The following is a 23599-nucleotide window of genomic DNA, read 5'->3' as shown; positions in this document are numbered from 1 at the left end:
CGGTGGAGCTGTCCTGGCTCAATTGGCTGTACACAGCCGTCGCCCAAGTCATCACCTGGATCCATCAGGTCTACAGCACTTTCCTCGACCCCAACAGCGGGTTGACCTGGGCGCTGACCATCATCACGCTGACCGTCTGCATGCGGATCCTCATCTTCCCGCTGTTCCTCAAGCAGATGCGGTCGTCGCGGAAGATGCAGGAGCTGGCACCGAAGGTCCAGGAGCTCCGCAAGCGCTACAAGAACGACAAGCAGCGCATGAACCAGGAGGTCATGGCGCTGTACCAGGGTGCGGGCGCCAACCCCCTCGGTGGCTGTCTCCCCGTCGTGGCCCAGTTCCCGATCTTCATCTCGATGTTCACCGTACTGCGGGCCATCGCGGCGGACCAGGCCAAGTTCGGCATGTCGCAGGAACTGGTCGACAGCGCCAAGCACGCGCTGATCATCAACGCGCCGCTGCCCGCCACGTTCTTCGAGGCCCCCAGCGTCTCCCAGAAGATCGTCATCGGCTGCTTCGTCGCGATCAGCTCGCTGACCACGTTCCTCACCGTCCGGCAGAGCGTGACCCGCTCGATGGCCCAGATGCCGGACAACCCCATGGCGCAGCAGCAGAAGATCCTGATGTACATCTCGCCGCTGTTCGCCTTCTTCAGCCTCAACTTCCCGCTGGGCCTGATCCTCTACTGGGTCACCACCAACCTGTGGACGCTCGGCCAGCAGCACTGGTTCTACAGCCGGCACCCGATGCCGCAGTTCGACGCCAAGGGCAACGCCATCCCCGTGAAGGCCAAGCCCAGCCTGGTGGCCAAGATGCGCAAGACTACTCCGGAAGAGGAGGCACCTCCCGCCCCGCCGGAGCCTAAGATCGTTAGGCAGCAGCCCAGCCGCCAGTCCCGCAGCAAGCGCACCGGCAGCAAGAAGTCTTGAACACGAAGGAGAGGCCGGCCATGACCGAGGCCGAGCAGGAGAAGGCTCCTGATCTCAACGCGCTTGAGCAGGAAGGCGAGATCGCTGCCGACTACGTCGAGGGCCTTCTCGACATCGCCGACATCGACGGTGACATCGACATGGACGTCGAGGGCGACCGTGCCATGGTCTCCGTCGTGGGGCTCAAGGGCAACGAGCTGGTCGGGCCCGCGGGTGAGGTCCTGGAGGCGCTGCAGGAGCTGACCCGGCTCGCCGTCCACCGGCAGACGGGGGAGCGGTCGCGGCTCATGCTCGACGTGGCCGGCTACCGCGAGCGGCGCCGGGCCGAGCTGAGCAAGCTCGGCACCGAGATCGCCACCGAGGTCAAGGAGAAGGGTGAGCCGAAGGCGCTGCACCCGATGACGCCGTTCGAGCGGAAGATCGTCCACGACGCGGTGGCGGCCGCCGGGCTGCGCAGCGAGTCCGAGGGTGAGGAGCCGCAGCGGTACGTGGTGGTCCTGCCCGCCTGAAACGTGCATTGTCAGCCGGTCCGGCCGTCTGTCCGCGCTTGGGTGCGCTGATGGGCGGCCGTTTCCGTATATATAGCGGTACGTCCGAGGCTCGGGGCTTGCGTGGGCTGTTGGCTTGGTTTGCAGGCGAGCATCCGGACCTGTGCGGATTGATCCGGCTTCCTGGCGTTCGGAGCGTTATCGAGGGCCTTCGTGCGCTGCCGTTCGCGTTCGGAGTGATTAGCGGAGGTTGCGCGTTTTTGTACATTGGAGTTGGTGTTCATCCCGAAAGTGCCAATATCGGTGTCTTTTGAGGGTTATGAGCTTCATATCGTTTATGGGTGAGTTGGCGTCGATGGCGGGATCGAGAGGTGGGTACGGCGGCGTGCTCGACGGCCGCGTACAGGCCAGCCCGCTAGTCTTCCCCTGTGATCTCACATCTAGCCTTGGGTAGACACCGTCCCTAGAGCGTCGAGACACCCGCCGTCGAATGCCACCGGCGCCACCGCCGAGCAGGCAATCTGAGAACAAGCACCATCGAAGACTGAGAAAGGGCCAGCATCCAGTGAGCGAAGAGCTTCCGGCGCCGCCGGACATAGCGCGGGACGTCTTCGCCGGGGAGGCCTGGGATCGCGCGAACGCGTTCGCCGAGTTGCTGGCGGGCCCGGGTGTCGTTCGGGGGCTGCTGGGGCCGCGTGAGGTGCCGCGTATCTGGGATCGCCACCTGCTCAACTGCGCCGTGGTGGCCGAGGCAGTGCCGCCGGACGTTCGCCTGGTGGACATCGGTTCCGGGGCCGGATTGCCCGGGCTCGTCCTGGCCATCGTCCGCCAGGACATCCAGGTCACGCTGCTGGAGCCGCTGCTTCGCCGTACCGTGTTCCTGGAGGAGTGCGTCGAGGCGCTCAAGCTGGACAACGTCGAGGTGTTGCGTGGACGGGCGGAGGATCTGGCGGGCGTACGGGAGTTCGACGTCGCCAGCGCTCGTGCGGTCGCGCCGCTCGACCGGTTGCTCAAATGGGCCATGCCTCTTCTGCGTGAGGGCGGCGAGCTGATAGCCATGAAGGGGGAGCGAGCCGCCGGCGAGCTCGCCGAGGCCGAGGCCCAATTGCGGGCCAGCGGCGCCCGAACGGCCGAGCTTGTGACCGTCGGGCACGGTAAGGTCGAGCCGCCTGCAACATTGGTTCGGGTGGTAGCGGGTCGCGCGCCGGAGCAAGCCAGGCGGCGACGAAGGAGGTGACGGTTGTGCCAGTCGCGTCTTGCGGTCTTGGCTGGCCGGACAGCCGTCTGTCCGAGAGCCCAACCGGGGTTGGATGGCCCGAAATGGGCGTGTCGCAACAGCAAATTCCCGGCACTGGCACACCACTGGTTGAAAGGATGGCCAACGTGACCCAGACCCCCCTGAACCCCGGTGATTCGCCGTTGGTACGAGAGGCGCTCAGCTCAGTGGTTTCACGTGAAACACCTGCCGCCACCCAGCCTGCCACCGCCCAGCCGGGTGGCACCGGTAGTGAGGGCGACGGCTCCTGGCCGCGTCCGGCGAAGTGCAGAGTGATCGCGGTGGCCAACCAGAAGGGCGGCGTCGGCAAGACCACCACTTCGGTGAACATTGCTGCGGCCCTGTCCATGCATGGGCAGCGTGTCCTCGTGGTGGACCTTGACCCTCAGGGCAACGCCTCGACGGCCCTGGCCACCGAGCATCGCGGCGATGTGCCCGACGTTTACCAGGTGCTCGTTGACGACCTGCCCATGGCGGACATCGTCAAGCAGGTCCCCGAGATGCCGAACCTCTACTGCGCTCCCGCCACGATCGACCTGGCCGGCGCGGAGATCGAGCTCGTGTCGCTGGTGGCGCGGGAGGCCCGGCTGCGGCGGGCGCTGGCGGCGTACGAAGAGGTGGAATTCGACTACATCATCATCGATTGCCCGCCGTCTCTCGGCCTGTTGACGGTCAACGCCCTGGTCGCCGCGGACGAGGTCATGATTCCGATCCAGTGCGAGTACTACGCGCTGGAGGGCCTGGGGCAGCTTCTGCGTAACGTGGACCTCATCAAGGCCCACCTCAACCCGACCCTGCGGCTCTCCACGATCGTGCTGACGATGTACGACGGGCGTACCAGGCTGGCTTCGCAGGTCGCCGACGAGGTGCGGTCGCACTTCGGGGACACGGTGTTGAGGACGGTCATTCCGCGTAGCGTGCGCCTGTCGGAGGCGCCCAGTTATGGGCAGTCGGTCATGACGTACGACCCGGGGTCGAGCGGCGCGATGGCATACATGGACGCGGCCCGCGAGATCGCGCATCGCGCCACCGTGGCCTGATCGGCCGCGGTTCTTCCGCGTACCGCACGTAAGGGAGCAACTGGTCGCCTTGGCGCCGGCTGTTCGGTCGGCCGTGCCCGAACGCCTGCTGGTGGGGAGTCCGGGTAGGGGCCCGCCATCGTTCGTCCCGCCGCCATCGTTTGTCCGGCCGTTATTGTTGTCCGGCGCAGCCGATCGCCGCGAGGTTGCGGCCTCCGGAGGGCCGGGGGAGACGTTCGGTCCCGGGTGGTGTTCACCGATGGTCGCGCAGCGGTCGGCAGTCAGCCGGCGATGCCGGAGTCTTGGGTCCTCTGGTTGTCCTTAGTGACACGTAGAGCAGATTTGTGATCGTGTCGGCGTAAATCCCACGGGACTGTGTGTGGCGTGGGGGCACCCCGCTGGGCCCGCAACGGTAACCTCTCCTGGAGTGACCGGAATCGACCGGCTGGATGAGGAGACGCAGTGAGTCAGCAGCGGCGGGGATTGGGCAAGGGACTCGGGGCGCTCATCCCGACCGGACCCATCGTTGACGGCCCGGGTACAGCGCCCGCTCCTTCGAACGGATCCACAGTCGAGGTTGGTCCGAAGCCGATCGCTGGAGCGTACTTCAAAGAGGTTGCCCTGGCCGCGATCGTGCCCAACCCGCGCCAGCCGCGCGACGTGTTCGACGAGGAACGCCTCCAGGAGCTGGCCGACTCCATCCGCGAGGTCGGACTGCTGCAGCCGATCGTGGTGCGTTCCGTGGGCGGTGGGCAGTACGAACTGATCATGGGGGAGCGGCGCTGGCGTGCCTGCCAGCAGGTCGGCCTGGACCCGGTTCCGGCGATCGTCCGGAACACGCAGGACACCGATCTTCTCCGGGACGCGCTCATCGAGAACCTTCAGCGCGAACAGCTGAACGCTCTGGAAGAGGCGGCCGCCTACCAGCAGCTGCTGGACGACTTCCAGGCTACGCACGAGCAGTTGGCCAGCAAGGTGGGGCGCTCCCGTTCGCACATCACCAACACGCTCCGGCTGCTCAACCTTCCTCCGGAGGTTCAGCTCAAGGTGGCCGCCGGCACCATCAGCGCCGGGCACGCCCGCGCTCTGCTCGGCCTGAGCAGTGCGGAGGAACAGATCCAGTTGGCCAAGCGGATCGTGGCGGAGCTGCTGTCGGTGAGGGCGGTGGAGGAGATCGTCGCGATGGGCAGCGCCAAGGCGGCCGCCCAGAAGGCGCCGCGCGAGCGGCAGGTGGCCAAGCCCACCGCTCCTGGCCTGACTCATTTGGCCGACCGGCTCTCCGATCACTTCGAGACGAAGGTGAAGGTCGACTTGGGGCGACGGAAGGGGCGCATCGTGGTGGAGTTCGCCACCATTGATGACCTTGAGCGGATCATCGGGACGATGGCGCCTGAGGCTGCTCGTGCGATGCGGGAGTCCGAAGACTGACCCTCACGTGTTTCACGTGAAACCCCTCACCTCATCCACGGCCTCGCTTTGCCAGGCATGCTCGCCGCGCCTCTTCCCCTTCTCTTCGTTTCTTCTCGCCACCTCGCGACCGCCCGGCTTCGTTCTCCTTGAACCAGCGCGTACGCCCGCTGGTTCTTGGATGAGCCCCTTGAGCCTCTGAGGCGCGATGCTGGGGCGATTCGCGCACCTGGCTTTGCGTTCGGGCTGCTTCACGTGAAACACGTGCCTCTTTCTCTCCGGGGGAGCTTCGGCTCGTGCGCTTCCAATTGATGGCCAGCTCGATTGACCGTCTGGGCTCACGTGAACCTGAGCTCCTGAAGGCGATGTCCTGAGGGTGGGGAGAGGTTGCGCCCAGAAGGTTGGTAGCGGCTTCTCTGGAGCATGCGGACCCGTGTAGCTTCCGGAGGTCTGGCGTCATGCATGCGTGCTTGGTGCGGTGTCTTCTGGGCGTTGTCTGATGTGGCCGGTGTTCGTGCGAAGTGCTTGACGCTGTGGTGGCACGTCTTCATTGAACCGTCTGCATGGGACACCACTCCTGGAGGGGCGAGTCACCTCTCTCGCCGAGGGAGGCGGCGGGGCTGGCGGGTGTTCGCTTCCGGCCGGCGGGCGCAGCTTTCGCTGGACTTTGATGTTTCGCATGCAGCCCCTGGGAGCTTGTCGCCTGCGGCCCTTCGTTGCTTCTCCTGCGTGCAGCCTCTCGCCGTCCCGCAGCGTTTCACGTGAAACAGCTCCGGGATCCATGCACTTTCTCGGCTCGGGCTTCTCGCTTCGTTTCACGTGAAACGCCGGCCCTGGCTCTCCTTGCTCGTGCTGAGTCGAGCGGCGCTCCGGCGGTGTTTCACGTGAAACGGCGGCGGGTCAGGTGGTGGCGGCTTTGTGGAGGGCGGCTAGGAAGTCGTCTACATGTTCTTCAGTGGTGTCGTAGGCGGTCATCCAGCGGACCGTGCCTGCCTGCTCGTCCCAGTAGTGGAAGAGGTAGTGCTGGCGAAGGGACTCGCTGACGGCGTGCGGGAGGGTGGCGAAGACGGCGTTGGACTCGACGGGCTGAGCGAGGGAGACGCCGGGTACGTCGGTGATCCCGTTCGCGAGGCGGAGGGCCATCTGGTTGGCGTGGGAGGCGTTGCGGTGCCACAGGTCGTCGGTCAGGAGCGCTGAGAGTTGAGCCGAGATGAAGCGCATCTTTGAGGCCAGTTGGAGTGACTGCCGGCGGAGGTAGGGGACTGCGTCCGTCAGGGACGGGTCCAGGACGACCACCGCTTCGGCGGCCAGGGCGCCGTTCTTGGTGCCGCCGAAGCTGAAGACGTCCACGCCTGCGTCTGTGGTGATGGCTTTCAGAGAGCAGTTGAGGTGGGCGGCGGCGTTGGCCAGGCGGGCGCCGTCCACGTGGAGGCGTAGGCCGGATGCGTGTGCTGTTTCGGCTAGGGCGGCGATCTCGGTGGGGGAGTAGCAGGTGCCGAGTTCGGTCACCTGGGAGATGGAGACGACCCTTGGTTGGGGTTCGTGGTGCTGGCCCAGGAGGTTCAGGTGGGCCTTGATGTCGTCGGGGCGGAGTTTGCCTTGGGGGGTGGGGATGGTTCGGAGCTTCACGCCCAGCAGGCGTTCGGTGGCACCTGTTTCGTGGGTAGCGATGTGGGCGGTGTCGGCGCAGAGGATGGCGTCGTAGCGGCCGAGCATGAGGGCCAGGCCGACCATGTTGGCGCCTGCTCCGTTCAGGACGGCGAAGCCTTCGGCTGTGGGGCCGAAGGTTTCCTTGATTTTGTGCTCGAAGGTCGAGGTCCAGGTGTCGTCGCCGTAGGCGGGGGCGTCGCCTTGGTTGGCGGTTGTGATGGCGTGGAGGATTTCGGGGTGCACGCCGGCGTGGTTGTCGCTGGCGAAGCTCTTGGGGTGGGTGGGATCGATCGGCACACCGTAAGGCTATTCAAGGTAGTTCGGGGGCGGCTGTTTTGGGGGCGCGAGGGTGTGAGGGCGTGGCGGCTGTGCGGGGCGTCAGGGGTGGTGTTGCGTTGGTGTCGTGTCTCTGTGGTGGGTCTGTGTATGGCGCCGCTGGGTGGGTGTGGCATTGGCGCATGCGGTGCTCGGGCGTAAGGGTGCATGCACGGTGGCGCGCATGTGAGGGGTGTAGGCGGCGTGGAGGGGATGTGAGGCGAAGCGCGATGGCATGCGGCAGGCGCGGCCAGGTGAGGCGTGATGGGGGTGGGGGCACGGCAGGGGAGCGCGGTGAAGACCGGAATGCCTTGAGCTGCGAGGTGCGCGGGTGGTCGTCTGATCGGTCTGGAGGGCGGCGGTGGAGGGGGTGGTGCTTGGTGGGTTTTCGTTGGTGGCGCGACAGTTCAACGATGGGGGCGAGCTTTCGGAAGCGTCGGAAGAGGGGGAGTGGGTGAGGTCTCGCGGTAGGCAGTGTGCGGGAAGGGTGGAGGGCGTTGTGAAAAGTGGTCTGGCGCGTGGTGGTGTGGCGGTAGGCGAGGGACTTCCTGGGCGATGCCGCTAGAGAGGGCATGAGGAGGGTGTAGCAAGGGCAGCGGCGTCGGGGCGTGGGACGGTGAGTGACAGCGGATGACGGCGGAGGGCCCTGGGGGATGGTGGCGTTGCGGCTCATGCGGTGCGGCTTGCGCGGGTCTACGAGGGTGTCCGATGCGGCTCTGTCTTCGACTCCAATGCGACGGATGGCCGCGTCGATGACCCTTCGCTAGAGGGGAGGGGGCCAGGCCCTCGGTGGCGGCCAACAGCTGCAGCGGGCTGACGGTGCCTGCCAAGCCCGTCGATTGCCGGGTGTCGGTTGCGCCCGGGAGGTAGGCGGGGGCGGTGGTGTGAACGGCTGCGCGCGGGGGTGCGGGTGGGGTGCGCTTAGGAATGACGGTGGTGCGGGTGGTGGGTGACGGTGGCCGCAAAGCCGTGAAGCCGTGAAGCCGCAAAGCCGTGAAGCCGCGAAGGTGTGAAGGCGTGAAGGTGTCTGTGGTTACGGCGGTGAGGGGTGCCTGGGGCGGATGGTGGTGTCCGGGAGGGAGGCCTGTGACGGTGTTCGCGATGGCGGTTGCTGCGGTGCCGTGAGGGCCTTCCGCGCGATGCATGTGACGGGTGCCTGCGATGTGGCCCGCTGTGGGGTCCGTGAGGGGTCTTTGCGGCGGGGCCCTCAGGGCGGCCCTGGAGGAGTCTGGTTTGAGGTCCGCGATGGTGTGGCTCTTGTGGTGTCCGTACGGGGTGCTTGAGGGCGGCCCCAGCGGCGACTGCGGTGGCGCCCGTGATGGGGGGCGGGAGGGCGCCAGGCTGACGGTGGGGGAGACGCCGGATGGGGGGCGTAGGCCGGCGATGTGGACGGGGGAGGGTTAGGGGCGGGGGCGGTGGGCGGCGTTTTGGAGGAGGGTGCGGCAGAGGTCGCCGAGGTCGCGTCCTGCCGCTTCCGCCGCCATCGGCAGCAAGGACGTCTCCGTCATCCCCGGTGCCACGTTCACCTCAAGGAAGTGCGGGTCGTCGGCCGAGTCGACGATCAGGTCCGTACGGGAGATGTCCCGCAGCCCCAGCGCCGTGTGCGCCGTCACCGCCATCCGGGCGCACGCCTCGGCGGCGGCCGCGGAGAGGCGGGCGGGGGCGAAGAACTCGGTGTGCCCGGCCGTGTAGCGGGCCGCGTAGTCGTACACTCCGGCGTCGGGGACGATCTCCACGGCCGGCAGGGCCACGGGGCCTTCGCCGAGGTCGACGACGGAGACCGACACCTCGACGCCGTCGACGTACCGCTCGATGAGGGCTGTGTCGCCGTAGGCGAAGCAGCCGACCATGGCGGCGGGCAGGTCCTCGGCGGTGCGGACGATGGACGCGCCGAGGGCCGAGCCGCCGCGGGCGGGCTTGACGAACAGAGGGAGGCCGAGCCGGTCGATGATGCGGCCGAGCACCACGGTGGCGCCGAGGTCGTGGAAGGTCTCCCGGGGGAGCGTGACGGACTCGGGGGTACGCAGGCCGACCGAGCGTACGACGGCCTTGGCGGTGGGCTTGTCGAAGGCCACACGGCAGGCGTCGGGGCCGGCGCCGACGTAGGGAACGTCGAGGAGTTCGAGCACGGACCGGATCGCGCCGTCCTCGCCCGCGCCGCCGTGGAGGGTGACGAACACCGCCTCGGGCGGGTCGGCGAGGATCGAGGGCACAAGGGAGGCGTCGGTGTCGCGGGCCTCCACGTCGATGCCCGTGGCGCGCAGCACCTCGCTCACCCGGCGGCCGGAGCGCAGGGACACCTCTCGCTCATAGGAGAGGCCCCCGGCCAGCACGAGCACGTGGCCCAGATCGCTCATCACATCTCCTCCGCTGATCGTACGCGTCCAACCGTACCGGCGGCTGGCGGCGAATGGTGTAGGTGAGGCCCGCACACGAGTACGGCCGGCGTCCCCGTCCCCGGGGAGCGCCGGCCGTGCCCGGGAAAGCTAGGCCAGTTCGGGCCCCGGCGTGTCAACGCCGATCCGCTCGGGCCCCGAGCCGGTGCCGAACATGTCCCGGAGCTGCATCTCCTGCTCGATCACCCCGGACAGGCGTCGTACGCCCTCGCGGATGCGGTCGGGCTCGGGGTAGCAGTAGGACAGCCGCATGTGCCGGGCGCCGCTGCCGTCGGAGAAGAACCCGGTGCCGGGTACGAACGCCACCCGTTCGGCCACCGCGCGCGGCAGGATCGCCTTGGAGTCGAGCCCTTCGGGCAGGGTCGCCCATACGAAGAACCCGCCGGCCGGACGGGTCCAGGTGACCTCGGGCGGCATCAGGGCCTCCAGAGAGTCGATCATGGAGTCGCGCCGCTCGCGGTAGAGCTCCTTGAAGGACTTGATCTGCTCGCGCCACGGCTGCGTGGCCAGGAACTGGCCCACGGCGAGCTGCGTGAACACCGAGTGCGACAACACGGCCGACTCCATGGCCAGGATGAGTTTGTCGCGGATGGCGTGCGGCGCGAGCGCCCAGCCGACGCGGAAGCCGGGGGCGAGGGTCTTGGAGAACGACCCCAGGTAGACCACGCCGTCGGGGTTGTCGGCCCGCAGGGCGCGCATCGGCTCGCCGTCGAACCCGAGCAGCCCGTACGGGTTGTCCTCGATGATGAGGATCCCGGCCCGCTGGCAGATGTCGAGCACCTGCTGCCGCCTGGCCAGGTTGAGTGTGACGCCGGCCGGGTTCTGGAAGGTCGGGATCGTGTAGAGGAACTTGATGGGCGCTCCGGCGGTCTCCAGTGCGTAGATGGTCTGCGCCAGCGATTCGGGCACGATGCCCTGATCGTCCATGGCGACATGAACCACTTTGGCCTGGTAGGCGGAGAACGTCCCCAGGGCTCCGACGTACGAGGGGCCCTCGGCGAGCACGACGTCGCCCGGGTCGATGAAGATCCGGGTGATCAGGTCGAGCGCCTGCTGTGAACCGACGGTGACGACGACGTCGTTCGCCCCGGCCTCGATCCCCTCCAGCCGCATGACCTCGCAGATCTGCTCGCGCAGGTGCGGGTCACCCTGGCCGGAACCGTACTGCAGCGCGACCGTGCCGCGCGTGGTGACCAGGTCGGAGACCAGCTCGCCGACCATGTCGAGGGGGAGCGCCGTGACGTACGGCATGCCGCCGGCGAGCGAGACCACCTCGGGTCTCGACGCGACGGCGAAAAGAGCTCGGATCTCGGAGGCGACCATCCCGGTAGCTCGTGCGGCGTACCGATCGACGTAGGCGTCGATACGCGACCCTTGGGTCGCGGGTGTCTGACCGTGATCCCGCTCTTGCGTCACGGCCCACCTCCTAGGTGTCATATAGGACCGAAATACCAGATTACGCCAGTCGGACATGTCCTTCGTGACCGGGCTCGACCGTCGTGGTACCCGCTGGCTGCATCTTCACTGAGCTACCATGCCAGCTACGGACGCGGTTTTCGCGCGCTTTTCTGGGTCGACGATAGGGGCCGTAGTTGTCGCGCCGGCTGGTCAACATAACCCTGGACAATCTCGAAGATCTGCCACGCCGTTGCCGGCGGTGCGTGTTCTGGGAGCTCGATCCCGTCAGTGGCGAGCGCGCGGTGAACTCGGGCGATCCCGGGCTGGAGAAGGAGGCCTGGATCTCCGGCACGCTGCTGGAGTGGGGGAGCTGCGGGAAAATCGCCTACGTCGACGGGGTTCCGGCCGGGTTCGTCCTCTACAGCCCGCCGCTCTACAGCCCGCGTTCCGTGGCCTTCCCCACCTCGCCGGTCAGCGCCGACGCGGTGCTGCTGATGACGGCCCACATCATTCCCGAGTTCTCGGGCGGGGGGCTCGGCCGGATGCTGATTCAGGGAGTGGCGAAAGACCTGACCAGGCGCGGGGTGAAGGCCATTGAGGCGTTCGGCGACCTGAAGTGGGAAGAGCCTAGTTGCGTAGTTCCTGCTGAATACTTGCTTTCTGTGGGTTTTAAGACGGTTCGACCGCATTTGCGGTTTCCGAGGTTGCGTTTGGAGTTGAAGAGCGCCGTCTCGTGGCGCGAGGACGTCGAGGTGGCCCTTGAACGTCTCCTTGGCTCCATGAGTCCGGAACGCGCCCTCCGTCCCGTCTGACGCCTTCTGAGGGCCCACGACGGACCGTCCAGGACGGACATACGAAAGCCCCCCGCGGCGGTGACCGCGGGGGGCTTCGACACAGGGCGGACTAGATGATGCCCTCAAGCTCGCGGAGCAGCATGGCCTTCGGCTTGGCGCCGATGATCTGCTTCACGACCTCGCCACCCTTGTAGACGTTCATCGTGGGGATCTGGAGCACGCCGTACTCGCGGGGAACCTCGGGGTTCTCGTCGATGTTGAGCTTGACGATCTCCAGCTTGTCGCCGTGCTCGTTCTCGATCTCCTGGAGGATGGGCGCGACCTGACGGCACGGGCCGCACCACTCGGCCCAGAAGTCGACCAGCACGGGCTTGTCGCTCTTGAGGACCTCGGACTCGAACGTGGCGTCGGTTACTGCCTTCACGGTGCGCTCCTTACTTCTCGTTGTTCGCAAGCCAGCGCTCGGAGTCGAGCGAGGCGGCACAGCCGGTGCCGGCCGCGGTGATGGCCTGGCGGTAGGTGTGGTCGACGACGTCGCCCGCCGCGAACACACCGTCGATGTTGGTGGCCGTGGACGGCGAGGCGACCTTGATGTACCCGTTCTCGTCGAGCTCGATCTGGCCCTTGACCAGGTCGGTACGGGGGTCGTGACCGATGGCCAGGAACAGCGCGTCGGTCGCCAGCTCGCACTCCTCGCCGGTCTCGACGTTGCGCAGCTTGACCGCCTCGACCTTGCCGTCGCCGAGCACGTCGACGACCTCGGAGTCCCAGACGAACCGGATCTTGTCGTTGGCGAACGCGCGCTCCTGCATGATCTTGCTGGCGCGCAGCTCGCCGCGGCGGTGGACGACCGTCACCATACGCCCGAACCGGGTCAGGAACGTGGCCTCCTCCATGGCGGTGTCGCCACCGCCCACGACCACGATGTCCTTGTTGCGGAAGAAGAAGCCGTCACAGGTGGCGCACCAGGACACGCCGTGGCCGGACAGGCGCTTCTCGTTCTCCAGGCCGAGCTCGCGGTAGCCGGAGCCCATGGTCAGGATCACCGACTTGGCGTAATAGGTGTCGGTGTGCGTCCTGACGACCTTGGGGTTGGCCTCAAGGTCGACCTCGACCACGTCGTCGGCCACCAGCTCGCCGCCGAAGCGCTCGGCCTGCTTGCGCAGGTTGTCCATCAGGTCGGGGCCCATGATGCCGTCGGGGAACCCGGGGAAGTTCTCCACGTCGGTGGTGTTCATGAGCGCACCGCCCGCCGTCACGGAGCCCTCGAAGACCAGCGGCTTGAGTTCGGCGCGCGCGGAGTAGACGGCCGCGGTGTAGCCCGCAGGGCCCGACCCAATGATGATCACGTTACGAACGTCGCTCAACGCTCCCACGCCTTCCTCGTCTGCTGTTTGCTTCGGGCTCAACAGATCCTAGGCCGAGCTGATTCCCGGCCCTGCCCGCAAAACGAAAGAGCCCGCCGAAGCGGGCTCTGACGTGGGCTTTCGATTACCAGCGGCCCAGTGTGGGCTTACGCAGGTTCTTGCAGTTGAACGGGTCGACGATGTCGATGCGCAACTTCTTGGCGGCCTGGTCCTTCCAGGAGGCCACGATCAGCGCCTCCTGACCGTTGTACTGCCCCTGGTCGACCGCGAACGTCTTCAGCTTCGAACGGCCGGCCACCTTGTCGACGCACCTGTCGACCCTGGCGGTGTCCGTGGGGCCTTCGAGGGCCGGAGCGGCGCCGAAGTACCCGAGCAGCGGCTGGCGCAGCTCCCGGTCGCTGTAGTTGTAGTTGCTGTCGGTCAGCGCGTAGGCCCTGGCCCGCTGATGGGACGACCCCGACGGGGACGCCGGCTGCGCCGCCGTGGAGGAACCGGGCGAACCGCCCGGCCCGCTGCCGCCCGCCAGCAACCCGCCCGAGACCGCCAGCGTGCCGACCACCACCGCGGCCGCCGCCGAGGCCGCCACGGCGGGCATCGCCCACCGGCGCCGCCTGGACGACCTGGTCCTGGCCGGGACGATGGTGCCGTCGTCGGAGACCACCCCGAGACGTACCGGCTCGGGGATCTCCGCCGCCGGCTGCTCCCACGGGGAGTCCCGCATGAGCCTGTCCCAGTCAGGTGCTTCCACGAGGTCGACACCACCGCGGCGGGACTCCGCCTCGGCGGCCAGCGCCTTGTCGATGCGCAGTGCGACGCCCATCGGCATGGCCGGTGTGGGGGTCGCCGCGAGCACCTCGCGAACCGCCGCCAGGTCTGCCAGTAGCTCCCCACAGGGGTCGCAGACCGCGAGATGCTCGCGGACCCGGCGTGCCGTCGCGGCGTCCAAGAGATCCTCTGCCAGCTCGGCGAGGACCTCAAGATCGTAGTGCGTATCACCCGTCACGAAGTTCTGCTCCCTTCGCGGATGAGACGCGATTGAGGTTCGAACGGTTCCGCAGATGCGAAAGAATTGGGGCAAGTTTCGCGCGGCCCCGCGCGCACCTGCTCTTCACGGTGCCGCTCGGCACCTCAAGCACTTGAGCTGCGTCTTCGACTGAATAACCCATCATGTCCACGAGCACGAGGGCCGCCCGCTGGTCGGTGGGCAGCAGTTTCAGTGCGGCCGAAACCTCCATCGAGACCTCACGCTCGACGGTCTGGTCGGGGAGCGGGCTGTCCCGCTCGGCGGCCTCGATCAGCTCGTCGTCGGCGACCGGACGGACGGACTTGCGCCGCATCCTGTCGAGGCAGGCGTTGACGACGATGCGGTGGAGCCAGGTGGTGACGGCCGCCTCACCTCGGAACGAGGCGGCCTTGCGATATGCGGAGACGAACGCGTCCTGAACGGCGTCGGCCGCCTCGTCAGGGTCACCGAGAGTACGCAGCGCCACCGCCCACATGCGGTCACGGTGGCGTTTGACGATCTCGCTGAACGCGTGTGGATCCCCGTTGATGTGCGCGGTCAGCAGCTCGGCGTCTGTGACCGCCGGCCGCTCCGCAGATGAAGGTGTCTCGGGTGGGGAGTTCACAAGAGAGATTCCTGATTTATGCCGATCCGGGAGAATGCACCACTACCTCATAGATGGTGCCACGAAACTGGCCTGCATCCGCTGGAACGCGCGTAAACCAGATCAAAACGTACCGGCCGCTTGCCGGTTCCTCGGGAGTCAGGGTGGTTTTGCCCGAGGCGGCCTTCTGGGTCGCCACGGTCTTGAGCGAGTCGAGATCGGGGGAGTCACCGACCTTGAGGTCGACGCTCGACCCCTCGGCCTTGGCCAGCGTAGCCACCACGTCGCTGATCTGCATGGACTTGCCCATGTCGAGCAGCAGGCCGACGCCCTTCTTGAGGTTGCCCAGCTCGGCGTTGCCGTAGCTGGAGGTCGTCCAGGCCGTGCTGGGCTTGCCGTCGATGGCCAGCCCGGCGATGTCGGACTTCTCATCACCGTCGTCGCCGAGCGGGTCGAAACCCTTGGCCTTGGCGGGCTTGACCGCCTGGGCCGAGGCCGAGGCCGAGCTCTTGCCGGTGGTGGGGGTGGACGACGCCTCGGGCGTGGCCGGGCCGCCCAGGCTGCGGCCGATCGTCCAGGCGCCCACGCCCACGGCCGCGATGACCAGCAGCACCACCAGGGTCATCAGCACCCGGTTGAGCACGTTGCCGCCACCCTGGTTGGGCGGGCGGCGCGGCATGATCGGCTGGGGCGGCAAGGTGCGCTGCTGCCGGTGTGCGATGTCGAGGCCCTCGGTGTGCGAGGCGGAGGCCACCGCCGGCGTCGAGGGGTAGGAGATCGCGATCGGCATCGGCCTGGCCACGTCGGCCAGCGCCTCGGCGACCTCGGACGGGCTCGCCAGCGCGCCCTGGCCCTTGCGCGACTCGGGCAGGCAGGCGCGCACGGTGACCGTGTCGAGGTAGTTGGGCACCCCGGCGGTCACCTGGCGGGGCGAGCAGAAGTGGCCGTCGATCATCGGAGCGGCGGGCAGGCCGCCCTCCTCCTCGTCGCCGGGCCAGTGGCCGGTCAGGCCGGCGTACAGCAGCCTGCCGAGGCCCTCGGCGTCGTCGAGGGCAGGCTGGTCGGTGGTGAGGCCGGACAGCGCCGCGTCGACCGCCAGGCCCAGCACCTTGACCGTGTTGCCGGTCGTCCAGACCAGGTGGGCCGGGCGCAGGCACAGGTGGTAGAGCTTGGCCTCGTGGGCGTGCGCCAGCGCCTCGGCGGCCTCGGCCACCAGGCCGGCCGCGCGGTCGGGCTCCAGCGGGCCGCCCGACAGCAGGTCGGTCAGCGACTCGCCGGTGACCCACTCGCTGACGACGTAGGAGTGGTCGTCGTCCTCGGCGGCGTCGAACACCTGCGTCAGACGCGGGTCGGTGAGCCGGCTCGCGGCACGGGCGGCCGTGACGACCTCGTGCACGCGGGGGAAGTCGGGGCCGAACGTGTGCACCGCCACCGGGCGGGCGAGGATCTCGTCGATCGCCTTCCACAGGGTCGCGCCGTCGGACTCGCTGACGCGGTCCTCCAGCCGGAAGCGCTCGGCCAGTCGGGTGCCGGGTTCCACGGCCGACGTGCTCACAGGCTCTCTCCGCTAGGCCGTTCGGGCGTGCTCATGACTCGACTCACCTGCGTGGTGGTGTCCCACGTAGGCATGGTTTGCCGGGTGGATCCGCCCACGCCCCTCCTGCTTCCATTCGCGCGTGTCGGGCACCATGGTAGTGCCGAGTCGATTCCGCCCGTGTTCTTTGCCAACGGGAAACTCGTCAGCCGTCGTGGTCAAGACCGTCCATATTGCGGATTTCCCAATTACTACCGACCTACGCGCCTTGCGACCATACCAACGAGTGAGTTGACCTCCGCTATGCGCATCCTGTGGGCGACGGCGAGGTAGAGCAGCAGCCCCAGACCGCCGCCCACCGCCAGCACGATCAGCGAGTTGACGAAGCCCAGACCGCCGAACACCTGCGTCACCACCCAGACGGTGAGCAGCGCCAGCACGGCCGTGGGCAGGGCCGCCAGGTACATCCTCGTCAACGCCATGCCGACGGTCCAGCCGCCCAGGCCGTGCACGCGGCGGCTGGCCAGCATCCAGGCGATGACCGCCCCCAGTCCGTACGCGATGGCGTACGCGAGCGCCAGCCCCATCACGGCGTAGCGGGCGGGCAGCAGCACGAAGAAGATCACCATGAGCAGCGCGTTGACCGCGGTCGCCCCGGCGCCCACGAACACCGGCGTACGCGTGTCGCCGAAGCTGTAGAACACCCGCAGCAGGAGCTGGAACACCGCGAACGGCACCAGGGCCAGCCCATAGACCTGCAACACGTTCCCGATGTAGACGGCGTCGGCGATGCTGTTGGCGCCGTGGCCGTAGATCGGCACGGTGATCGCCGGCCCGAGCACCATCAGCAGCAACGAGACCGGCACCATGAGCGAGCAGATGAGCCGTACGCTCGACCCGAACTCGGTGCGCACGTCGTCGAGCCGCCCCTCGCCCACGGCCCGGCTCATGCGCGGCAACATGGCCGTGATCACCGACACGCCGATGATCCCGTACGGAAGCTGGAAGAGCTGGAACGCCAGCGTGTACGCGCTGATGCCGTGACCGGACACCGCGTTGCCCGCGGAGCTGGACAGGTTGGTCGTCAGCATGAACCCGAGCTGCGTGACCACCACGTAGCCGATGGTCCAGGCCCCGGCCCTGCCCATCTCGCCGAGCCGGGCGTTGCGCACGTCGAAGCGCGGCGTGAACGTGAACCCCACCCGCTTGAGCGCGACGATCAGCACCATCGCCTGGGCGACGATGCCCGCCGTGGTGCCGAGGCCGAGCAGCGCGAGGTCGCCGGTGGTGACCGCGTCGATGTCGGACCCGCTGCCGACGACGGCGTAGGCCAGGAAGACGCAGATGACGACCAGGTTGTTGAGCACCGGGGCCCACATGGGGGCGCCGTAGCGGTCGCGGGTGTTCAGGATGGCGCCCGCGACCGCGCCGACCCCGAAGAAGGCGAGCTGCGGCAGGATGAACCTGGCCAGCATGACCGCGGTGTCGAACTTGGGGGTGCCGTGGTCCCAGTCGGTGTAGAGGTCGATGAGCAGCGGCGCGCCCAGCACGGCGAGCGCGGCCACCACGACCAGCACGGCGGTGGCCAGCGTCAGCAGGCGCTGCTCGTAGGCACGGCCGCCGTCGGGGTCGTGCTGCTGCGCCCGGACGATCATCGGCACCACGACGCTGCTCAGCACGCCCAGCAGCAGCAGGTCGAGGATGCTGTACGGGATCGCGTAGGCCGCGTTGTAGGAGTCGCCCAGCGCCGCGGTGCCGATGGCGTAGGCCAGCACCATCGTGCGCGCGAACCCCGTGACCCGGGACACCATCGTGCCCGCCGCCATGATGGCGCTGGCCCGCATCATGCGGCTCATACGGTCTCACTCTCCCGGGATTTGCCCGCTCGCGCGAGCCGTCGCTCCGAGCGCCTGCGCAGGATCCGCGTCACGACGGCGGCGAGCATCACCGTCAGCGCCGCGCCCACGATGACCAGGGCGATGCCGGTGTAGCCGGTGGTGCGGATGGTCAGCCGCTGAGGTTTGCCGTAGGGCAGGTTGTCGATCGTGCGCAGTTGCACGGTGACGGTGGCGTCGCCGCTGGTGGTGGCGTTCATGCCCACCTGGAGCGTGCCGCTCTGGTTGCCGCCGATCACCAGGGGTTCGTCCGGGATGGGCTGGATCTGCAGCCGGGCCCGGTCGTTCGACTTGACGTCGATGTGCAGGGTGATGGGCTTGTCCAGCGAGTTCTTCACACTGATGGGCACCACGCCGTTGCTGCCCGCGAGCGTGCGCGGCGCGTCGGTGATCCGGATCTTGCCGATCCGCTCGTCGACGGCCGTGCTGACCAGCTTGGTGATCGCGCGGCCGGCGCGGGTGTTGTTGCGCCAGGCCGAGGAGGTGAGCCTGAGCACCGCGGCGTCGAAGCCCGAGGGGCCCTTGGGCGTCGTGACCGACGCGGTGAGCTGCGCCTGGGCGGCGACCTCCTTGACGGGGGCCAGGTACTTGGCGCTCAGCTCCTCCTTGCGGTCCTGCTCGGTGTACGTGAGCCCGGCACGCGGGACCGACGCCTTGCTCGGCCTGATCGAGTCGAGCTTGGTCAGCGACAACCACGGCAGCTTGTCCGCGGTCTTCAGCAGGCTGGTGACCAGCGTCGGGTTGGGGTCCCAGCGGCGCGACGGCGCGACGACCAGCGACCGCGGCGTGACCTGGCCGGGCTAGGCGGCGATCATCGCGGTCTCGGCGATGAAGCGCTGTGTGCTGAGCAGGACCGACGTGGGCGCGGTCGGCTCGAACAGCCGGCTCAGCTCGGCGTCGGCGACCAGAGCCTTGACCGGGCCGGCGACGGAGTCGAGCGTGACGGCCGCGTCGGGCGTGTGCGTGACGGGCGGCTGCGGCGGCAGGTTGGTGGAGTTGAGCAGGACGGTGGTGACCTTGCCCGGGTCGACCGAGAGCAGGTCGAGCGCGTCGGCGTCGAGCATGCCGGCGGGCGGCCAGTTGATCGAGGTCTGCGCGTTGCGGTTGAGCAGCGCCCGCGCGGTCTGGCCGCCCAGCTCGATCGCCCGGCCGGGCAGCGCGTCGAGCCCCTGGTGGGCCAGGGCCGTCACGTCGGGGTCGCCGTAGGGGGTGGCGACCACGGGGGAGGCGGCCAGCGCCGTGCTCATGGTGGACAGCCACTCGCCGGCGGTGTCGTTGGCCGGTTTGCCCTCGGTGCGGTCCTTGGTCTTGATCTGGTAGCCCTTGGTCATCGTCTTCAGGTCGTCGAGCAGCGACGGCTCGACGAACCAGGTGACGCTCTTCGGCGCCGCCAGCGCGATGCGGGCCAGGTCGGCCAGGCGGCCCTTGCCGCTGAGCGACTGGCTCAGCTTGTCGTCGACGAACGTGTCCCCGTCGGTGGCCCGGTGGGGCTGGTCGATGACGGGCAGGGCGACGGCGAGCCGGTTGCGCGGCAGCTTCGGCGTGGTGGGCGGGGCATAAGTGAGATACGTGCGCTGCGTCGTGATCGGCACGCCGTTCTGGGCGACGTCGACGGCGATCGGGTAGACGCCGAACGCGGTGTAGCCGAGCTGCACGGGGGTGGCGGTGAACGTCCAGGTCGCCTGCGCGCCCACGGCAAGGGCCGGGATGTCCATGGCCGAGCTCGGGGACACGTTGCCGGGCAGCGTGGCGGGGTTCTGGTCGCTCTGGTACGCGGCCATGGTGGCGCGGTCGAGGAAACGCTGCGGCGTGTAGCGCAGGCGTACGCGGAGGGGGCCCAGCGCGGCGGCGGTGTCGTTGCGGACCGTGCCGGTGAACGTGATCACGTCGGTCTGGCTCTTCGGGACGTCGGGCGTGATCGACGCGACGGAGACGGAGAGCGTCTCGCGGGCGACCTTCACCGTGGCAGCCGAGCTGGGCGCCGCCGCCACCAGGGGGGCGAGCGACGCGACGGACATCACGGCGAGCAGCGCGACCTTACGGATCACGCGGCTGCCCGGGCTCGAGTACGACGACGCACGCCCGCAATGGTACGGGTTCAGTGCCGCGCCGCGACCGCCCCATGTGTTCCCCTCGGTCTCGGCGCACGCAGGTCCACCGTCTTGCCGCGGAGAAGAGTGAGCAGGTCGAGCGCACGAAGGAAGAGCGCGGTGTGCCGTTCTCCGGTGGCGGTGAAGACGGGTGCGTCATCGGCCACGAGCCGGTCGTCGATGAGCACCGGCAGCGACTCGGGCAGCAGCAACGGGCAGACGAGCCCGTCGGTGTAGTCGGTGGCCGAGTTGACCAGGAAGGCCGGGGCGCGGCGCACCTGACGTACCCCGAGCAGGCCGCCGACGGCCCCCGGCTGCGGCGGGGTTGCCACGGTGGAGACGACGGCGACGACGACCTCGTCGCCGATCCTGGTGGCGACGTCGAACACGGTGACCACGACGCACCTGTCGGGTGTGGACGAGACCGTCTCCGGCAGTTCCTCCGCGCAAGTCATGGGGCGCGGAAGGCGTACGATCTCATGATGGACCTGGTGTGCGAGGAGCCAGCGGTGGATCGCGAGGGCGTCCTTCATGAAGTCCTCCTCCGTCTCGCCCTGTTCCATGGCCCCCGACGGTCCCCAGACCGACGGTAACCCGGACCTGATGTGGCTCGGGGGATATGTTCCGGAATCGAAGGACCGACAGGGTTTGTCCGACTCAACAATGACCGAAAGCCAGCAGCGGGCGATGAACGACCTGTTCCGCAAGATCGCACCGGTGGCCGACGACCTCGGCCGCCTGTTCGCCGACCACGGGCACGAGCTGGCGCTCGTCGGCGGCCCCGTGCGCGACATCCTGCTGGGCCGCGTCGGCAACGACCTCGACCTGACCACGGACGCCAACCCCCACAGGGTCCTCGACGTCGTCAGGGACTGGGCCGACTCCGTCTGGACGATCGGCATCGACTTCGGCACCGTCGGCCTGCGCAAGGGCAACTGGCTGATCGAGATCACGACGTACCGGAGCGAGTCCTACGACCCCAAGTCGCGCAAGCCCGAGGTCGCCTACGGCGAGACGCTGGAGGCCGACCTCGAGCGGCGCGACTTCGCGGTCAACGCGATGGCGGTGCGCCTGCCCGGCCACGAGTTCGTCGACCCCTACGGCGGCCTGACCGACCTGCGCGCCAAGCGGCTGCGCACGCCGGGCACACCTGAGAGCTCGTTCACCGACGACCCGCTGCGCATGCTCAGGGCCGCGAGGTTCGCCTCCCAGCTCGGCTTCAGCGTCGACCGGGCCGCCCTGGCGGCGATGACCGCGATGGCCGAGCGCATCGAGATCGTCTCGGCCGAGCGCATCCGCGACGAGCTCGACAAGCTCATCTGCGGCGCCTACCCGCGCGAGGGCCTGCGCCTGCTGGTGGAGACCGGCCTGGCCGCGCACGTGCTGCCCGAGCTGCCCAAGCTGCGCCTGGAGATCGACGAGCACCACCGCCACAAGGACGTCTACGAGCACAGCCTGACCGTCCTCGACCAGGCCATCGCGCAGGAGGAGGACGGCAAGCCCGACCGGATCCTGCGCTGGGCCGCGATCATGCACGACATCGGCAAGCCCAAGACCCGGCGTCACGAGACCGGCGGCCGGGTGTCGTTCCACCACCACGAGGTCGTCGGCGCGCAGATGACCAAGAAGCGCATGACCGAGCTGAAGTTCCCCAAGGACGTCGTGTCCGACGTCTCCCGCCTGGTCGAGCTCCACCTGCGCTTCCACGGCTACGGCACGGGCGAGTGGACCGACAGCGCCGTGCGCCGCTACGTGCGCGACGGCGGCCACCTGCTCGACCGGCTCCACAAGCTGACCAGGGCCGACTGCACCACCCGCAACAAGCGCAAGGCGGCGGCGCTGTCGCGCACCTACGACCAGCTCGAAGAGCGCATCTCCAGGCTCGCCGAGGAGGAGGAGCTGGCCAAGATGCGGCCCGAGCTCGACGGCAACGAGATCCAGTCCGTCCTCGGCGTCGGGCCGGGGCCCGTGGTGGGCCAGGCGTACAAGTTCCTGCTCGACCTCAGGCTGGACAAGGGCGTGCTCGGCAAGGAGGCGGCCACCGAGGCGCTGCTCGACTGGGCGAGGTCAAACGACGTGGGAGCGTGACGACGACGTCGTGACCATCCGGTAGACGAGCGCCGCGACGGGGTAGCCCACCGTGATGATCACGACGGCCAGGTACGACTTGCCGTTGGGCGGCAGGATCGCGGCCGAGAGCGCGGCGGCCAGCACGTACATGCCGTTGAAGAGCATGTCGTAGAGGGAGAAGGCACGGCCCAGATAGGCGTCCTCGACGTCGCGCTGGACGGTCGTGTCGGCACAGATCTTGACGCTCTGGCCGGCGACGCCCAGCACGAACCCGGCGATCGGCAGCCCCCACGTCTGGAACGGCAGGACGAGCGCGCCCGCCAGCACGCCGGCCGACGACAGCGCGATGACCACCCAGGTGCCGATCCCGAACCGCTCGGTCGCGTACGGGGTGATGATCACCGCGAGGAAGTAGCCGAAGCCGGACGTGGCCACCACCAGGCCGATGCCGCGCAGGGCGGCGTCGGGGTCGCCGTCGGTGAAGTAGTAGCGGTAGAGGATGATGCCGAGGGCGGTGGCCATGCCGTAGAGGAAACGGTGGGCGGCCATCGCGCCCATGGTGGCGGCGGCGTCGCGGCGGTGGGCCAGGTGCCTGGCGCCGTCGATCAGGCCCACGACCACGTTGCGCAGGGCATCGCGGGCCTGGGGGCGGTCGGGGTCGTAGGAGGGGCCGAGCAGGGCACGGTCCATGGTCCTGGCGACCAGGGCGCTCGTCCCGAACATCACGCCCGAGACGACCAGCAGCAGCCCGATGCCCTGGTCGGTGTCGCCGAAGACCTCGCGCAGCAGGAACCCGGCGCCCACGCCGACGAACGTGGCCACGGTGCCGCAGGTCGGCGTCACCGCGTTGGCCGCCATCAGCCGGTCGGCCGGGACGACGTGCGGCAGCGAGGCGCCGAGCGCGGCCAGGAAGAACCGGTTGACCCCCAGCACGCCGAGCGCGGCGGCGTAGAAGACGGGGTCGGGCACGTCGGAGGCGACCAGCGCGGCGGCGACCAGCAACAGCCCTCCGCGTACGAAGGGCGCGACCACGAGGATCTGCCGGCGCGACCACCGGTCGATGAACACCCCGACGAACGGCCCGAGCACGCTGTACGGCAGGAACAGCACGGCCAGCCCGGCGGCCACGGCCAGGGCCGTCGTCTGCTTCTCCGGGCTGAAGAAGGCGAAGTTCGTGACGCCGAACTGGAAGATCCCGTCGGAGAACTGGGAGACCAGCCGCGTGCGGAACAGCCGTCGGAAGTCGCGGCCTTGGAGGACGACGCGGAGATCGGCGACGAATGACACCCCGTCAGCCTAGCCGGGTGCCGTCCGCGTAGGATGCGCCCGAGTCCGGCGCGGCAGGTGTCCCATGGGTTACGCAGGTG

Annotated in this window: 18 protein-coding genes and 1 pseudogene; 7 read left to right on the top strand and 12 right to left on the bottom strand. The window is 68.5% G+C overall.

All coding sequences use genetic code 11. The annotated features are described in order from the left end of the window. Window positions 1–2 precede the first annotated feature (2 nt). From yidC to DMB42_RS33115, 5 genes are all read left to right on the top strand, one after another. The gene (yidC, locus tag DMB42_RS33135; RefSeq protein WP_125640702.1) at window positions 3–926 is read left to right on the top strand and encodes a membrane protein insertase YidC; all 924 of its coding nucleotides are present in this window, start codon (window positions 3–5) and stop codon (window positions 924–926) included. A 20-nt stretch (window positions 927–946) separates the two neighbouring features. Continuing rightward, complete coding sequence (locus tag DMB42_RS33130; RefSeq protein ID WP_125640699.1) at window positions 947–1435, top strand: R3H domain-containing nucleic acid-binding protein; 489 nt, start codon at window positions 947–949, stop codon at window positions 1433–1435. A gap of 544 nt (window positions 1436–1979) precedes the next feature. Next, window positions 1980–2651 carry a 16S rRNA (guanine(527)-N(7))-methyltransferase RsmG gene (rsmG, locus tag DMB42_RS33125; RefSeq protein WP_125640696.1) on the top strand — a complete coding sequence of 224 codons (672 nt, stop codon included), beginning with the start codon at window positions 1980–1982 and terminating at the stop codon, window positions 2649–2651. 146 nt (window positions 2652–2797) lie between these two features. Then, window positions 2798–3730: a ParA family protein gene (locus DMB42_RS33120; protein WP_396984367.1), complete on the top strand. Its 933-nt coding sequence runs from the start codon at window positions 2798–2800 to the stop codon at window positions 3728–3730. A gap of 441 nt (window positions 3731–4171) precedes the next feature. After that, a complete protein-coding gene (locus DMB42_RS33115; protein WP_125640693.1) occupies window positions 4172–5137 on the top strand; it encodes a ParB/RepB/Spo0J family partition protein in 966 nt (321 codons plus the stop codon). Between the two features lie 879 nt (window positions 5138–6016). Here DMB42_RS33115 and DMB42_RS33110 read toward each other — a convergent pair. The 3 genes from DMB42_RS33110 to DMB42_RS33100 form a co-directional block, all read right to left on the bottom strand. Continuing rightward, complete coding sequence (locus tag DMB42_RS33110) at window positions 6017–7063, bottom strand: low specificity L-threonine aldolase (protein ID WP_125640690.1); 1047 nt, start codon at window positions 7061–7063, stop codon at window positions 6017–6019. A 1418-nt stretch (window positions 7064–8481) separates the two neighbouring features. After that, window positions 8482–9438 carry a D-alanine--D-alanine ligase gene (locus DMB42_RS33105; RefSeq protein ID WP_125640687.1) on the bottom strand — a complete coding sequence of 319 codons (957 nt, stop codon included), beginning with the start codon at window positions 9436–9438 and terminating at the stop codon, window positions 8482–8484. 129 nt (window positions 9439–9567) lie between these two features. Then, the gene (locus DMB42_RS33100; RefSeq protein ID WP_125640684.1) at window positions 9568–10914 is read right to left on the bottom strand and encodes a PLP-dependent aminotransferase family protein; all 1347 of its coding nucleotides are present in this window, start codon (window positions 10912–10914) and stop codon (window positions 9568–9570) included. 155 nt (window positions 10915–11069) lie between these two features. Here DMB42_RS33100 and DMB42_RS33095 point away from each other — a divergent pair, with 155 nt between their 5' ends. After that, window positions 11070–11687 carry a GNAT family N-acetyltransferase gene (locus tag DMB42_RS33095; RefSeq protein ID WP_125640681.1) on the top strand — a complete coding sequence of 206 codons (618 nt, stop codon included), beginning with the start codon at window positions 11070–11072 and terminating at the stop codon, window positions 11685–11687. A 91-nt stretch (window positions 11688–11778) separates the two neighbouring features. Here the strand turns inward: DMB42_RS33095 and trxA are convergent, their stop codons facing one another. From trxA to DMB42_RS33050, 8 genes and pseudogenes are all read right to left on the bottom strand, one after another. Beyond that, a complete protein-coding gene (gene trxA, locus DMB42_RS33090; RefSeq protein WP_125640678.1) occupies window positions 11779–12093 on the bottom strand; it encodes a thioredoxin in 315 nt (104 codons plus the stop codon). A 10-nt stretch (window positions 12094–12103) separates the two neighbouring features. Continuing rightward, entirely contained in the window at window positions 12104–13036 is a 933-nt protein-coding gene (gene trxB / locus DMB42_RS33085; protein ID WP_125640675.1) for a thioredoxin-disulfide reductase, read from the bottom strand. A 124-nt stretch (window positions 13037–13160) separates the two neighbouring features. After that, window positions 13161–14039, bottom strand: a complete 879-nt coding sequence (locus DMB42_RS33080; RefSeq protein ID WP_125640672.1) for an anti-sigma factor — start codon at window positions 14037–14039, stop codon at window positions 13161–13163. After that, on the bottom strand, window positions 14029–14664 hold the full coding sequence (gene sigM, locus DMB42_RS33075) for an RNA polymerase sigma factor SigM (RefSeq protein WP_125640669.1): 636 nt from the start codon (window positions 14662–14664) through the stop codon (window positions 14029–14031). The genes DMB42_RS33080 and sigM overlap by 11 nt, the downstream gene beginning before the upstream one ends. Window positions 14665–14680: 16 nt before the next feature. Beyond that, window positions 14681–16198: a protein kinase family protein gene (locus DMB42_RS33070; RefSeq protein WP_125640666.1), complete on the bottom strand. Its 1518-nt coding sequence runs from the start codon at window positions 16196–16198 to the stop codon at window positions 14681–14683. A 230-nt stretch (window positions 16199–16428) separates the two neighbouring features. Continuing rightward, window positions 16429–18033, bottom strand: coding sequence for a murein biosynthesis integral membrane protein MurJ (gene murJ / locus DMB42_RS33065; protein WP_229823900.1), 1605 nt, complete (start codon window positions 18031–18033; stop codon window positions 16429–16431). Next, window positions 18030–20090: pseudogene (locus DMB42_RS55310) on the bottom strand (DUF6049 family protein). Before DMB42_RS55310 ends, murJ begins: the two are co-directional and overlap by 4 nt. An 80-nt stretch (window positions 20091–20170) precedes the next feature. Further along, window positions 20171–20725: a YbaK/EbsC family protein gene (locus tag DMB42_RS33050; protein WP_260478093.1), complete on the bottom strand. Its 555-nt coding sequence runs from the start codon at window positions 20723–20725 to the stop codon at window positions 20171–20173. Between the two features lie 100 nt (window positions 20726–20825). Here DMB42_RS33050 and DMB42_RS33045 point away from each other — a divergent pair, with 100 nt between their 5' ends. After that, complete coding sequence (locus tag DMB42_RS33045; RefSeq protein WP_185844980.1) at window positions 20826–22250, top strand: CCA tRNA nucleotidyltransferase; 1425 nt, start codon at window positions 20826–20828, stop codon at window positions 22248–22250. Here the strand turns inward: DMB42_RS33045 and DMB42_RS33040 are convergent. Continuing rightward, a complete protein-coding gene (locus DMB42_RS33040; RefSeq protein WP_125640655.1) occupies window positions 22230–23519 on the bottom strand; it encodes an MFS transporter in 1290 nt (429 codons plus the stop codon). The genes DMB42_RS33045 and DMB42_RS33040 overlap by 21 nt on opposite strands. Window positions 23520–23599 lie beyond the last annotated feature (80 nt).

The organism is Nonomuraea sp. WAC 01424 (assembly GCF_003947315.1).
GTDB lineage: Bacteria > Actinomycetota > Actinomycetes > Streptosporangiales > Streptosporangiaceae > Nonomuraea > Nonomuraea spiralis.
The sequence above is the reverse complement of the archived record's forward strand: the minus strand, read 5'-3'. Positions and strand labels throughout refer to the sequence as shown.